This window comes from Sphingobium sp. HDIP04 (genome assembly GCF_000445085.1).
Lineage (GTDB): Bacteria > Pseudomonadota > Alphaproteobacteria > Sphingomonadales > Sphingomonadaceae > Sphingobium > Sphingobium indicum.
Map to the genome: position 1 here is coordinate 1 of NZ_ATDO01000108.1, position 14,382 is coordinate 14,382.

Annotated in this window: 7 protein-coding genes and 1 tRNA gene; 5 read left to right on the forward strand and 3 right to left on the reverse strand. The window is 64.6% G+C overall.

Annotated features, from left to right (window positions below):
* The first annotated feature begins 128 nt into the window (after positions 1-128).
* The 4 genes from L286_RS39000 (at position 129) to L286_RS39015 (ending at position 5,031) form a co-directional block, all read left to right on the forward strand.
* Positions 129-1,751 carry an NAD(P)/FAD-dependent oxidoreductase gene (locus L286_RS39000; RefSeq protein ID WP_020819102.1) on the forward strand — a complete coding sequence of 541 codons (1,623 nt, stop codon included), beginning with the start codon at positions 129-131 and terminating at the stop codon, positions 1,749-1,751.
* Between the two features lie 232 nt (positions 1,752-1,983).
* Positions 1,984-3,153 carry a glycosyltransferase gene (locus L286_RS39005; RefSeq protein WP_020819101.1) on the forward strand — a complete coding sequence of 390 codons (1,170 nt, stop codon included), beginning with the start codon at positions 1,984-1,986 and terminating at the stop codon, positions 3,151-3,153.
* Positions 3,154-3,381: 228 nt separating this feature from the next.
* Positions 3,382-3,882, forward strand: coding sequence for a hypothetical protein (locus tag L286_RS39010; protein WP_007687058.1), 501 nt, complete (start codon positions 3,382-3,384; stop codon positions 3,880-3,882).
* 780 nt (positions 3,883-4,662) lie between these two features.
* Complete coding sequence (locus L286_RS39015) at positions 4,663-5,031, forward strand: thermonuclease family protein (RefSeq protein ID WP_021223654.1); 369 nt, start codon at positions 4,663-4,665, stop codon at positions 5,029-5,031.
* Positions 5,032-5,099: 68 nt separating this feature from the next.
* On the opposite strand, the gene L286_RS39020 is transcribed toward L286_RS39015, so the two are convergent.
* The 3 genes from L286_RS39020 to rpoB all read right to left on the reverse strand — a co-directional run bounded on the left by L286_RS39020 (position 5,100) and on the right by rpoB (position 13,981).
* Positions 5,100-5,173, reverse strand: a tRNA-Gln gene (locus L286_RS39020).
* 234 nt (positions 5,174-5,407) lie between these two features.
* Complete coding sequence (rpoC, locus tag L286_RS39025; RefSeq protein WP_020819099.1) at positions 5,408-9,664, reverse strand: DNA-directed RNA polymerase subunit beta'; 4,257 nt, start codon at positions 9,662-9,664, stop codon at positions 5,408-5,410.
* 153 nt (positions 9,665-9,817) lie between these two features.
* Positions 9,818-13,981 carry a DNA-directed RNA polymerase subunit beta gene (gene rpoB, locus L286_RS39030; RefSeq protein WP_020819098.1) on the reverse strand — a complete coding sequence of 1,388 codons (4,164 nt, stop codon included), beginning with the start codon at positions 13,979-13,981 and terminating at the stop codon, positions 9,818-9,820.
* Here rpoB and L286_RS49015 point away from each other — a divergent pair.
* The gene (locus L286_RS49015; RefSeq protein ID WP_157838160.1) at positions 13,971-14,132 is read left to right on the forward strand and encodes a hypothetical protein; all 162 of its coding nucleotides are present in this window, start codon (positions 13,971-13,973) and stop codon (positions 14,130-14,132) included. The genes rpoB and L286_RS49015 overlap by 11 nt on opposite strands.
* Positions 14,133-14,382 lie beyond the last annotated feature (250 nt).

Here is a 14,382-nt window from a genome sequence, read left to right on the forward strand (position 1 = left end):
CCCACCCCAACCCCTCCCCTGAAGGGGAGGGGCTTAGCACCGATCGATATTCAAGAGATGGCAAGCTTTCGACTTCTTCGTTTCGACGGGGCTGGAGCCGACTCGGCTTTAGGTTTAGGGGCATCGGCATGTTGCGCCTTTCCGGATTGAAGCTGCCCCTCGACCATCCTGCCGAGGCGATGCCAGCCGCCATTTGCGAGCGGCTGGGCCTGGAACCGCAGCAATTGCTGAGCCATGTCGTGGTGCGGCGGGGCAATGATGCGCGGCGGAAGAATGCGATCCAGCTTGTCTATAGCGTCGATATAGAGGTGACGGACGAGGCGGAGGTGCTGGAGCGCTTCGCAGGGGACCATGACGTGCGGCCGCGTCCGGACACCGACTATCGCTTCGTGGCGAAGGCGCCCGCGGGCTGGTCGGGCAGGCGGCCCGTCGTCATCGGCGCGGGGCCGTGCGGGCTGTTCGCGGGCCTCATCCTCGCGCAGATGGGCTTCCGCCCGATCATCCTGGACCGGGGCAAGGTGGTGCGGGAGCGGACCAAGGATACATGGGGCCTGTGGCGCCGGGCCGAGCTGAATCCCGACAGCAATGTCCAGTTCGGCGAGGGCGGGGCGGGGACTTTTTCCGACGGCAAGCTCTATTGCCGGGTGAAGGATCCGCGCTTCCTGGGCCGCAAGGTGCTGGAGGAATTTGTCGCGGCAGGCGCGCCGGACGATATTTTGACCGAGGCGCATCCGCATATCGGCACCTTCCGCCTCGTTTCCATGGTGGAGGCGATGCGGCGGCAGATAGAGGGGTTGGGCGGCGAATATCGCTGGCTGCACCGGGTCGACGATCTGGAACTGGAGCGGCAGGGCGACGGCACGCGGAAGCTGCGCGGGGTGCATCTGGCGGACGGGGGCTTCATCGAGACCGATCATGTCGTGCTGGCGGTGGGGCACAGCGCCCGGCCGACCTTCGAAATGCTGCATCAGCGGGGCGTGCATATCGAGGCGAAGCCCTTTTCCATCGGCGTGCGGATCGAGCATCCGCAAAGCTGGATCGACCGGGCGCGCTACGGCAATTGCGCCGGGCATCCGGTGCTGGGCGCGGCCGCCTACAGCCTGGCGCATCATTGCGGCAATGGGCGCACCGTCTATAGTTTCTGCATGTGTCCCGGCGGGCGGGTGGTGGCGGCGACTTCGGAGGAGGGGCGCGTCGTCACCAACGGCATGAGCCAATATTCGCGTGCGGAGTTCAACGCCAATTCCGGGCTGGTGGTCGGCATCGATCCGGAGCGCGACTATCCCGGCGGGCCGCTGGCGGGGATAGAGTTGCAGCGCCATTGGGAAAGCATGGCCTTCGTCGCGGGGGGCGAAACCTATCATGCGCCGGGGCAGCGGGTCGGGGATTTCCTGGCCGGGCGGGCGTCGACGGCCTTGGGAGAGGTCATTCCCTCCTACAAGCCGGGCGTCACCATGACCGACCTGTCGCGATGCCTGCCCGAATTCGTGGTGGAGGCCTTTCATGAGGCGATCCCGGTGTTCGGGCGGCAGATCGCCAATTACGATCATCCCGACGCGGTGATGACGGGGGTGGAGACGCGCACCTCCTCCCCGATCCGGATCACGCGGGGGAAGGATTTTCAGAGCCTGAACGTCGCGGGGCTCTATCCCGCCGGGGAAGGGGCGGGCTATGCGGGCGGGATACTTTCCGCCGCCATCGACGGTATCAAGGTGGCCGAGGCGGTGGGGCTGAGCATCGCCGGAGCATAGCAGGGTCGCGCCATCCTCCCGCGACTTCGGCATCGGGACGCCGTCACCGCCCGACGGCGCGGGGGCCGGCACTGACCGGGAGGAACCGGAACCCCGGCACAGACATTGTGCATATCGTCAGCGGGCGAGGCGTCGGGACGGGACGCGCGGGCGCATTATGCCGCGATCCTCTCGACCATTTGCCCGAATAACGCCGGCGTGCGGCCCACGCCGCCGGAAGGGAGGCGCGGCGATGATCGTCATTTACGTTCACGCCCTGACGGCGACTGGCGTGGTGCGCAATGCGCGGCTGCTGGCGGCGGCTTTGGCGGAGCGCGGCCATCGTGTGGAACTGGTCACGGCGGCGCCCGGCGGCGAGGGCGTGCCGGGGGTGCGGCACTTCCCGCTGCTCCAGCGGAGCCATGCGTCGAGCCTGATCGAAAAGCTGATCGCGATCCGCGCGCTGAGCCGCCATTTGCGGCGGCGCAGGCCCAGCCTGCTGATCTCCGCCGGCAATCATGGCCATTTCGTCGCCTGGGCGGCCAGCAGGGGCCTTGGCGGCCCGCGCCGGGTCTATCGCATCAGCAACGACATGGTGCGCGCCATTCCGGGCGCCCCGCATGGCGGGTCGGCAGGGTGGGAACGGCGGATCATGACCCACCTGATCGCCGCGGATGCAGACCGGATCGTGCTGGTGTCGCCGACCCTGGCCGCAGCCCCGGCCTTTGCGGCGGCGGCGCGCGAGGGGCGGGTGGCGGTCATCCCCAACGGCATAGACGCCGCCGCGGCGCGGGCAAGGGCGGAAGGCCCGGCGCCCCATGGCTGGATGACGGAGGGTGTTCCGGTCATCCTCGCCATCGGGCGGCTGGCCAGGCAAAAGAATTTCGAGACGCTGCTGCGCGCCTTCGCCACCCTGCGGCAGAGTCGGCGGGCGCGGCTCATCATCCTGGGCGAAAGCCGGGACCGCATGCGCGACAGGCTCATGGCGCTGGCCCGAAGGCTGGGCGTGGCGGACGATCTGGCGCTGCCCGGCGTGGTGGCCAATATCTTCCCCTGGCTGGCGCATGCCGACGCCTTCATCCTGCCGAGCTGGTGGGAAGGATCGCCCAACGTGCTGCTGGAGGCGATGGCCGTGGGCGTTCCGGTGGTTGCCTCCCGCACGGCAGGCAATGCGGCCGATCTGCTGGATGGCGGGCGCTTCGGCCGGCTGGTCGATCCCGCCGATGCCGCAGCCATGGCGGATGCGCTGCTGGGCCAGATCGATCCGGCGCGCGCCGTCCTGCCGGGCGACAGGATCGATGCGTTCAGCCTGGACCGGGTGATGGCGGGCTGGATGAATATCGTCGAGCGGCGGGACGTGCCGGCATGCCCCGGAAAGGACCGAGTCGTCGCGGCGAGGCGCGGTCCGGCCCATCAAAACTGATCAACGACAACGGGTTGGCGCATATCCTGACCTCATCCTTGCAGCCATGCGGCCGCACCCGGGAAACGGGCCGATCGTGAAATATCATGCATGCCGATGAGATTGTTGGTTTATATTCATTACCAGGAAAGCCAATTTTATAATATATAACTTCGCGCCGCTTTCGGCCGGTCAGATACCGCCGCAGCCGCGATCCACTCAATCATTATCCCGGCGGAGGAGGCCCTTATGCGTGCCAGATATTTGGTGCTTTGCTCATCCCTGCTGCTGTCGACAGGGGTGAGCGCCAGACAGCCCGGCGAACAACTGACCGTCATTGCGTCTGCGGACAAGGAAATGACCATCGAAAAATGGCAGGGACGGACCGCGAGCCGGCTGGCCGGCAGCATTCGCCGCGCCGCCGACCAGAATTTCGACCGCGATGCGACCGGCTATACCCGCGTCGAATTCCGTCTGGGCGAGGATGGGCGGCCCCAGGCCGTCGCGCTGGCCCGACCTTCATCCTCGCGCGCCGTCGACCGCATATCGCTGCGCGCGGTGAGCACCATGGGGCGGTTGACGCCCCTGCCGCCGCAGATCGCCGCTACTTCCCGCTTCGAGGCATGGATCATCGTCGCCAGCGATGCCAGGGAACGCGACGACATGCTGGGGCGGTTGCGCACCGACCACCGCGCCCGGATGATGGCGCAGGCCGGCGGCGACCGGCCCGTCCTGATTGCGTCGCGCTGAACGCCGTCCTTCCCCCCACGGACGACATGGCGCGACGCGGAGTGTGGAGGAGCGGCTTGCCGGCACGATGCGGCGCGGGCCACCGGCGCGCATCCGCCCATTCGCTCCTCCAGCTTCCGCCGCCTGTTAGCGGAATGGGCGGCGGAGCGGCGTTAGGGCTGCGCCTTCGCCATCCGGACACGGTCATGCGTCTTGCGGGCAATCCCCATGCCGAAATTCAGCGAACAGATAGGCGTTGACGCCTTTCCCTATGCTCGACCTGTCGGTTCCCGCCTGTCCACGGCTCCCGTCGCGGCGCCGGCGTCATGGCGCCCAGATCGACGGGCGTTTTCAGCCGGGTGCCCGTCAATGCCGGACATGGTCGCGACCTGAACCAGCCTGTCTCCTGCGACAAGCGCCCCAGCGTGCACGCTGAATATGTCGGAAGCCATATATCGGCTGAACGGATATTTTAATATTCTGTATCAAAGCGATACATATTTGCTCCCCATGTCGAAATAGGGTGGAGCATCGATTGTGGATGCGTAAAGATACGCAACAGGGACAGGCTTCCGGTCGGAAACGGGGCTGGCCGGCAGCGGGGGTTCAGCGAAGGCCAGTTCCGATGCCGACGCCGGCCTTCCGGAACCATCGGAGGCATGAATTTGGCGCCAATCTCCCCGCGGGCTCCCGCAACGGCTCTGCGGATGATCGCGCCAATATGCTGCACAGGGCGACAAGGGTGGGAGAGGACATGATTGGCAGCTTGGGGGTCGCGCTTCCCGGCACGGGGTGCAGGGCATGATCGCCGCGATGTTCCTTGCTTCCGCCCTGACCGTGGTCGACGGCAGCATGCTGCGCGTGAATGGCGAGCCGATCCGGCTGCTGGGCATCGAGGCGCCTGACATTGCCGGCCGCTGCCCCAAGAGGAAGGCCTGCACGCGGGATAGTTCCCGCCAGAGCAGGGAAAGCCTGAAGCGCGCCTTGCGCGACCCCATCACCATCGTTCCCGTGGCGCGCGACGCCTATGGCCGCACGGTCGCCATCGTCTATGCCGGGGGGCTCAACATGTCGTGCGAGCAGCTTCGCAAGGGCATGGCCGTCTACAAGCCCGCCTGGGACTTGGGGCGCCGCCTGGCCAAGGAATGCCGTTTCGCGACAAAGCGCTGACCGGGCTGGCATCCTTGGCGGTCAATGCCCGACAGGTTTTGCCGCTCTCAATATTTTCGAAGAAAGTCTGGATGCCCGACAAGGATTCGAACCTTGATTGACGGAGTCAGAGTCCGCTCTCTTACCATTAGAGGATCGGGCATCAGGATGGGCCACAGGCTCACCGGAGAGGCGCAAATAGGCGGCGATTCCGGATTGGTCAAGGGGGTTTGAGACAGGCTTTCCCGACAATCTTACCCTGCCGACCGCCGCCCCGAAAGAAAACCCGCCGGACAAGCTGTCGCTTCCGGCGGGTTCTCCATCGATCCCTTTTGGGGTACGAAGGGCTGGGAGCCGCTTCCTGAGATAGGAAGCGGATCCCTTTATTTCAAAGCGCTTATTCCATGTCCTCGGTGGTGAAATCCTCACCCTGGACGACGGCCAGCGGATCGTCGCCGATGGCGGCTTCCGGACCCTGGCGGAGTTCGGCGGCATGCTCCTCGGCAGCCGTCTTGGGCGCGATCAGATCAACCTGGCTGGAGGCGCGCAGCGCGGCCCGCATCGCCGCGTCGCGCGACGAGGCGGCGACCCGCATGCGGTTCATGCCTGCGCCCGTGCCCGCCGGGATCAGGCGGCCGACGATGACATTTTCCTTCAGGCCCACCAGCGTGTCCTTCTTGCCCTGGACCGCCGCTTCCGTGAGGACGCGGGTGGTTTCCTGGAAGGACGCCGCCGAGATGAAGCTGCGGGTCTGCAGCGACGCCTTGGTGATGCCCAGCAGCACCGGCTTGCCCTCCGCCGGCTGGAAGCCGGGCTGGAGCTTCGCGTTGATCTCCTCCATCTCCTCGCGGTCGACCTGCTCGCCCACCAGCAGGGTGGTGTCGCCGGACACGGTGATCTCGACCTTCTGCAGCATCTGGCGAACGATCGTCTCGATGTGCTTGTCGTTGATCTTCACGCCCTGCAAGCGATAGACTTCCTGGATTTCGGCAACCAGATATTCGGCCAGCGGCTCGATGCCCAGCACCTCCAGAATGTCGTGCGGGTCGGGCGAACCACCGATCAGATTGTCGCCGCGCTTCACATAGTCGCCTTCCTGGACGTCGATCACCTTGCTCTTGGGGATGAGGTATTCGACCGGCTCGCTACCGTCCTCGGGATTGATGGCGATCTTACGCTTCGCCTTGTAATCCTTGAGGAACTGGACGCGGCCCGACACCTTGGCGATGATCGCATTGTCCTTGGGCTTGCGGGCTTCGAACAGTTCGGCGACGCGCGGCAGACCGCCGGTGATGTCGCGGGTCTTGGCCGCTTCGCGGCTGACACGCGCCAGCACGTCACCGGCCTGCACCTGCGCGCCGTCGTCCACCGACAGGGTCGCGCCCACCGCCAGCATGTAGCGAGCGGCTTCGCCCGACTGGTCGTCGAGCAGGGTGAGGCGCGGACGCAGATCCTCCTTGGTGCGGGCGGAACCGCGATGCTCCGTCACCACGCGCTGGGCGATGCCGGTGGCTTCGTCGGTCTGCTCGGTCAGCGTCTTGCCGTCGATCAGATCCTGATATTTCACGATGCCCGGCTTTTCCGTGATCACCGGCATGGTGAAGGGATCCCACTCGGCGAAGCGCTCGCCCTTCTTCACGGCATCGCCATCCGCGAACAGGATGGTGGCGCCGTAAGGCAGGCGGTGCGTTTCGCGTTCGCGGCCCTCGGAGTCGATGATCGCGATCTCGCCGTTGCGGGCGAGGCTGAGGCGGCGACCGTTCTTGTCGGTGATGGTCGGCATGTCGCGCAGCTCGATCGTGCCGTCCGACATGGCTTCCAGGTTCGACGTTTCGTTGAAGTTCGCCGCGCCGCCGATGTGGAAGGTCCGCATGGTGAGCTGCGTGCCCGGCTCGCCGATGGACTGCGCCGCAATGACGCCGACCGCTTCGCCGATATTGACCGGCGTGCCGCGAGCGAGGTCGCGGCCGTAGCACTTGCCGCAGACGCCCATCTTGCTCTCGCAGATGAGAGGCGAGCGGATCTTCACCGACTGCGTGCCGATGGCCTCGATCTGCGCCACGAGCGCTTCGTCGAGCAGCGTGCCGATCGGCACGATGACCGAACCGTCCTTGCTGTCGACGATGTCCTGCGCCGTGGTGCGGCCCAGGATGCGCTCGCCCAGCGAGGCGATGACGCTGCCGCCCTGGACGATGGCCTTCATCTCCAGCGCCTTGTCGGTGCCGCAGTCCTCTTCGACGACGGTGCAATCCTGGCTGACGTCGACCAGACGGCGGGTCAGGTAACCTGAGTTCGCCGTCTTGAGCGCGGTGTCGGCAAGCCCTTTTCGAGCACCGTGGGTGGAGTTGAAATATTCAAGGACGGTCAGGCCTTCCTTGAAGTTCGAGATGATCGGCGTCTCGATGATCTCGCCCGAAGGCTTGGCCATCAGGCCGCGCATGCCGGCAAGCTGCTTCATCTGCGCCTGCGAACCGCGAGCGCCGGAATGCGCCATCATGTAGATCGAGTTGATCGGCGCCATGCGGCCGGTCTGCGGATCCTTGGGTTGGGCGCGGATTTCGTCCATCATGGCGTTCGCGACCTGGTCGCCGCAACGGCTCCAGGCGTCGATCACCTTGTTGTACTTTTCCTGCTGGGTGATCAGGCCGTCCTGATATTGCTGCTCATAATCGGCCACCAGCGCCTTGGTTTCATCGACCATCGCGGTCTTCGAATCCGGGATCACCATGTCGTCCTTGCCGAAGGAAATACCGGCCTGGAAGGCGTGGCGGAAGCCCAGCGCCATGATGGCGTCGGCGAACAGCACCGTGTCCTTCTGGCCGGTGTGGCGATAGACCTGGTCAATGACGTCGCCGATTTCCTTCTTGGTCAGAAGGCGGTTGACGACGTCGAAGGGCACCTTGTGCGACTTGGGCAGGCATTCGCCCAGCAGCATGCGGCCCGGCGTGGTTTCAAACCGCTTCATATACTGGTTGCCGGCTTCGTCGGTCTGCGGCACCCGGCTGATGATCTTGGAGTGCAGCGTCACCGCCTTGGCATAGAGCGCCTGATGCACCTCCTGCATGTCGGCCAGCAGCATGCCTTCGCCCGGCTCGCCCTCGCGCTCCATCGACAGATAATAGATGCCCAGCACCATGTCCTGCGACGGAACGATGATCGGCTTGCCGTTTGCGGGGCTGAGGATGTTGTTGGTCGACATCATCAGCACGCGGGCTTCAAGCTGCGCTTCCAGCGAAAGCGGGACGTGGACGGCCATCTGGTCGCCGTCGAAGTCGGCGTTGAAGGCCGAGCAGACCAGCGGGTGAAGCTGGATCGCCTTGCCCTCGATCAGCACGGGTTCGAACGCCTGAATGCCGAGGCGGTGGAGCGTCGGCGCGCGGTTCAGCATCACCGGATGCTCGCGGATCACCTCGTCCAGGATGTCCCAGACTTCCTTGCGCTCCTTCTCGACCCACTTCTTGGCCTGCTTCAGGGTCATGGAAAGACCCTTGGCGTCGAGGCGGGCGTAGATGAAGGGCTTGAACAGTTCGAGCGCCATCTTCTTCGGCAGGCCGCACTGGTGCAGCTTCAATTCCGGGCCGGTCACGATGACCGAACGGCCCGAATAGTCGACGCGCTTGCCGAGCAGGTTCTGGCGGAAGCGGCCCTGCTTGCCCTTGAGCATGTCGGACAGCGACTTCAGCGGACGCTTGTTCGCGCCGGTGATGACGCGGCCGCGGCGGCCATTGTCGAACAGGGCGTCGACCGCCTCCTGCAACATGCGCTTTTCGTTGCGGACGATGATGTCCGGGGCGCGCAGTTCCATCAGCCGCTTCAAACGGTTGTTGCGGTTGATGACGCGGCGGTAGAGGTCGTTGAGGTCCGAGGTCGCGAAGCGGCCGCCGTCCAGCGGCACCAGCGGGCGCAGTTCCGGCGGGATCACAGGAACCACGTCCAGGATCATCCATTCTGGGCGGTTGCCCGATTCCAGGAAGCTTTCCACGACCTTGAGCCGCTTGATGATCTTCTTGGGCTTCAATTCCGACTTGGTGACGGCCAGCTCGTCGAGCAGCACCTGCTTCTCGCCCTCCAGGTCGAGGTCCATCAGCATCTGCTTGACCGCCTCCGCGCCGATCCCGGCGGAGAAGGCGTCCTCGCCATATTCGTCCTGCGCGTCGAGCAGTTCGTCCTCGGTGAGGAGCTGATACTTCTCCAGCGGGGTCAGGCCCGGCTCGGTGACGATGTAGCTTTCGAAATACAGGACGCGCTCAAGCTGCTTCAACTGCATGTCGAGCAGCAGGCCGATGCGCGAGGGCAGCGACTTCAGGAACCAGATGTGCGCGACGGGCGCGGCCAGTTCGATATGGCCCATCCGCTCGCGGCGGACCTTCGACACAGTGACTTCGACACCGCACTTTTCGCAGACGATGCCCTTGTACTTCATGCGCTTGTACTTGCCGCACAGGCATTCATAGTCCTTGATCGGACCGAAGATGCGGGCGCAGAACAGGCCGTCACGCTCCGGCTTGAAGGTGCGGTAGTTGATGGTTTCCGGCTTCTTGATCTCGCCGAAGGACCAGCTGCGGATGCGCTCCGGAGAGGCAAGGCCGATCTGGATCTGGTCGAAGGTTTCCGGCTTCTGGATCGGATTGGCGAAGTTCGTCAGTTCGTTCATTTTCATGCTCCTAAGCCAAAGGCTTCAGGTTCAAATTCCGTCCGTTCGCCCTGAGTAGGGACTGAGCTTGTCGAAGGCCCGTATCGAAGAGTCCTTCGATACGCCATTTCGCTCAATGGCTACTCAGGACGAACGGTGATTCCATGGTCCGGCTTACTCGGCCGCCTGCGCGAAGCCGTCGTCGTCCTCGATCTCGTCCATCGACGCGAGTTCAACGTTGAGGCCCAGCGAGCGCATTTCCTTGACCAGCACGTTGAAGCTTTCGGGAATGCCAGCCTCGAACGTGTCGTCGCCCTTGACGATCGCCTCATAGACCTTGGTGCGGCCGACCACGTCGTCCGATTTCACCGTCAGCATTTCCTGCAGCGTGTAGGCGGCGCCATAGGCCTGGAGCGCCCACACCTCCATCTCGCCGAAGCGCTGGCCGCCGAACTGCGCCTTACCGCCCAGCGGCTGCTGAGTGACGAGGCTGTAGGGGCCGATGGAACGCGCATGGATCTTGTCGTCGACCAGGTGGTGCAGCTTCAGCATGTAGATGATGCCCACGGTCACCTTGCGGTCGAACTTGTCGCCCGTGCGGCCGTCATACAGGTCCGACTGACCTGAGGAGTGCAGGCCCGCCAGCTCCAGCATCGCCGACACGTCGGCTTCGCGGGCGCCGTCGAACACCGGGGTCGCCATCGGCACGCCGCGCGACAGATGTTCGGCGAGGTCGACGATCTGTTCCGGCGTCCGGCCTTCGATCTGATCGGCATATTGCGGCCCATAGGTTTCGAGCAGACGGGTCTTCACCGCGTCCGGCATCTCGCCCCCTTGAGCGTTCGGATTGGCTTCGCGCCATTCCTCCAGCGCATGCTTGAGCTGCTGGCCGAGGCCACGGGCGGCCCAGCCCAGATGCGTCTCGAAAATCTGCCCGACATTCATGCGCGACGGCACGCCCAGCGGATTGAGCACGATGTCGACATGGGTGCCGTCCTCCAGGAACGGCATGTCCTCGATGGGCAGGATGCGGGAAATGACGCCCTTGTTGCCGTGGCGGCCCGCCATCTTGTCGCCCGGCTGCAGCTTGCGCTTCACCGCGACGAAGACCTTGACCATCTTCAGCACGCCCGGCGGCAGTTCGTCGCCGCGCTGCAGCTTGTCGACGCGATCCTCGAACTTCTCGACGATCAGCTTCACCGCTTCGTCATACTGCGCCTTGACGGCTTCGATACCGGCCTGGCGGGCGTCGTCCGCGACCGCGAACTTCCACCATTCATGCCGCTCGACCTCGGCCAGCAGCGCTTCGTCGATCTCCACGCCCTTCTTGATGCCCTTGGGCGCGGCGGCGGCGACCTGACCTAGCAGCATTTCCTGCAGGCGGTTGAAGGTGGCGCGGTTGAGGATGGCGCGTTCGTCCTCCCGGTCCTTGGCCAGGCGGTCGATCTCCTCCCGCTCGATGGCCATGGCGCGTTCGTCCTTGTCGATGCCGTGGCGGTTGAAGACGCGCACTTCCACCACCGTTCCGGCGACGCCCGGCGGCAGGCGCAGCGAGGTGTCGCGCACGTCGCTCGCCTTTTCGCCGAAGATGGCGCGGAGCAGCTTTTCCTCCGGGGTCATCGGGGATTCGCCCTTGGGCGTGATCTTGCCGACCAATATGTCGCCCGGCTCCACTTCGGCGCCGATATAGACGATGCCCGCCTCGTCGAGGTTGCGCAGCGCTTCCTCGCCGACGTTCGGGATGTCGCGGGTGATGTCTTCCGGACCCAGCTTGGTGTCGCGGGCCATGACCTCGAACTCCTCGATATGGATCGAGGTGAAGACGTCATCCTTCACGATCCGTTCGGAGATCAGGATGGAGTCCTCATAGTTGTAGCCGTTCCAGGGCATGAACGCGACGAGCGTGTTGCGACCCAGCGCCAGTTCGCCGAACTCGGTCGACGGACCGTCGGCGATGACGTCGCCCGCCTCGATCAGGTCGCCCACCTTCACCAGCGGGCGCTGGTTGATGCAGGTGTCCTGGTTCGAACGCTGGAACTTCTGCAGCGTGTAGATGTCGACGCCCGACTGGCCGGGTTCGATGTCGCCGGTGGCGCGGATCACGATGCGGGTCGCGTCGACCTGATCGATGATGCCCGCACGACGCGCCGCGATGGCGGCGCCGGAGTCGCGGGCGACCGTGCCCTCCATGCCGGTGCCGACGAAGGGCGCTTCGGCCCGGACGAGCGGAACCGCCTGACGCTGCATGTTCGATCCCATGAGGGCGCGGTTGGCGTCGTCATTTTCCAGGAAGGGGATGAGCGAGGCCGCGACCGAAACGAGCTGCTTCGGGCTGACGTCCATCAGGGTGATATGGTCCTTGGGCGCCATCAGGAATTCGCCCGCCTCGCGCGCCGAGATCAGGTCTTCCGCCAGCGTGCCGTCGGCGTTCAGTTCCGCGTTGGCCTGCGCGATGGTGTGCTTGGCCTCTTCCATCGCGGACAGATAGACGACCTCGTTCGTCACCTTGCCGTCGATCACCTTGCGGTAGGGCGTCTCGATGAAGCCGTATTTGTTGACGCGGCTGAAGGTGGCGAGCGAGTTGATCAGGCCGATATTCGGGCCTTCCGGCGTTTCAATCGGGCAGATGCGGCCATAATGGGTCGGATGGACGTCGCGGACTTCGAAGCCTGCGCGCTCGCGGGTCAGGCCGCCCGGCCCAAGCGCCGACACGCGGCGCTTGTGGGTGACTTCCGACAGCGGGTTGGTCTGGTCCATGAACTGCGAAAGCTGGCTGGAGCCGAAGAATTCGCGCACCGCGGCCACGGCGGGCTTGGCGTTGATCAGGTCGTTCGGCATCACCGTCGACACGTCGACGCTCGACATGCGCTCCTTGACGGCGCGCTCCATGCGGAGAAGCCCGACGCGATACTGGTTCTCCAGCAATTCGCCGACCGAACGGACGCGGCGGTTGCCGAGATTGTCGATATCGTCGATCTCGCCCTTGCCGTCCTTCAGGTTCACCAGTTCCTTGACGACCGCAAGAATGTCCTCGGTCCGCAGGGTGGTGACGGTATCCTCGGCGTCGAGGTCGAGGCGCATGTTGAGCTTCACGCGACCCACCGCCGACAGGTCATAGCGCTCCGGATCGAAGAACAGGCCCGCGAAGAGAGCTTCGGCGGTTTCCTTCGTCGGCGGTTCGCCAGGGCGCATCACGCGATAGATGTCGGCCAGCGCCTGGTCGCGCTCCTCGGCCTTGTCGGCCTTGAGCGTATTGCGGATCCACGGCCCCGTGGTGACATGGTCGATGTCCAGCAGTTCCAGCCGGTCGATGCCCGCCTTGTCCAGCTTTTCGAGATTTTCCGGCGACACTTCGTCGCCCGCCTCGATATAGATTTCGCCGGTCGCCTCGTTGATCAGGTCATAGGCGCTGTAGCGGCCATAGACTTCCTCGGTCGGGATCAGCAGGGTTTCCAGCCCGTCCTTCTCCGCCTTGTTGGCGGCGCGGGGCGAAATCTTGTGACCGGCGGCGAATACCACCTCGCCCGACTTGGCGTCGACGATGTCGAAGGCGGGCTTCTGGCCGCGCCAGGCTTCGGCGGTGTAGGGGATCTGCCAGCCGCCTTCGCCGCGCAGGAAGGTCACCTTGTTGTAGAAATAGCCGAGCATGTCCTCCGGCGTCAGGCCCAGGGCATAGAGCAGCGCCGTGACCGGCAGTTTGCGCTTGCGGTCGATGCGGACGTTGACGATGTCCTTGGCGTCGAATTCGAAGTCCAGCCAGCTACCGCGATAGGGGATCACGCGGGCGGCGAACAGATATTTGCCCGAAGAGTGGGTCTTGCCCCGGTCATGGTCGAACAGCACGCCCGGCGAGCGGTGCATCTGCGACACGATGACGCGCTCCGTGCCGTTGACGATGAAGGTGCCGTTCTGCGTCATGAGCGGCATGTCGCCCATGTAAACGTCCTGCTCCTTGATGTCCAAAACGGAGCGGGTTTCGGTGTCTGCATCCACCTCGAACACGATCAGGCGCAGCGTGACGCGCATCGGCGCCGCATAGGTGATGCCGCGCTGACGGCATTCCTCGACGTCATATTTTGGGTCTTCCAGCTCGTAATGGACGAAGTCCATCTCGGCGGTGCCGGCGAAGTCGCGGATCGGGAAGACCGAGCGCAGGGTCTTTTCCAGGCCGGAGACATAGCCGATCGACGGATCGGAACGGAGGAACTGCTCATAGCTCTCCCGCTGGACCTCGATCAGGTTCGGCATCTGCACCACTTCGTGGATGTCGCCGAATACCTTTCTGATGCGCTTCTTCGCGCCGGTATTGCTGATCGTCGGGAGAGCCTTGGTCGCCATTGCGTATCCTGCCTGGTTGTTCGTCGCATTTTTTCGCATCGCAGCGAAAATTCAGCCTGGCGTGGCGATTTCAGGGGTGATTCGCCCCATCATCGCCACGCAAAAAAGTGCGGGCCGGGACTGTCCGATCCGCACTGTCAGCGTCCTGTGACCCGCCGTTTTCGCCCAATCCCGCCGGTTCCGTGCGCTAAACGAAGCCGGTCCCCGGGCGATCCGGGGGACGGTTCCTCCCTTGCCCGAAGGCAAGGCCGGAACCGGATTTGAAAGGTGCATATAGGCCCCATGTCCCCCTTTGTGAAGGGGGCAGGCGGCTTGATTCTGGCTGGTTGCCGCCAAGGGTCGTTGCTGTAGAGAGATGGGGTGATTCCCGCCGTCATTCAACCCTTTCCGCCATCGTCGCG

Bases quoted from the DNA above. Each gene is read 5' to 3' on its own strand.
- L286_RS39015 (WP_021223654.1), top strand. From the start codon at position 4,663: ATGATCGCCGCGATGTTCCTTGCTTCCGCCCTGACCGTGGTCGACGGC.
- rpoC (WP_020819099.1), bottom strand. From the start codon at position 9,664: ATGAACGAACTGACGAACTTCGCCAATCCGATCCAGAAGCCGGAAACC.
- L286_RS39005 (WP_020819101.1), top strand. From the start codon at position 1,984: ATGATCGTCATTTACGTTCACGCCCTGACGGCGACTGGCGTGGTGCGC.
- L286_RS39010 (WP_007687058.1), top strand. From the start codon at position 3,382: ATGCGTGCCAGATATTTGGTGCTTTGCTCATCCCTGCTGCTGTCGACA.
- L286_RS39000 (WP_020819102.1), top strand. From the start codon at position 129: ATGTTGCGCCTTTCCGGATTGAAGCTGCCCCTCGACCATCCTGCCGAG.
- rpoB (WP_020819098.1), bottom strand. From the start codon at position 13,981: ATGGCGACCAAGGCTCTCCCGACGATCAGCAATACCGGCGCGAAGAAG.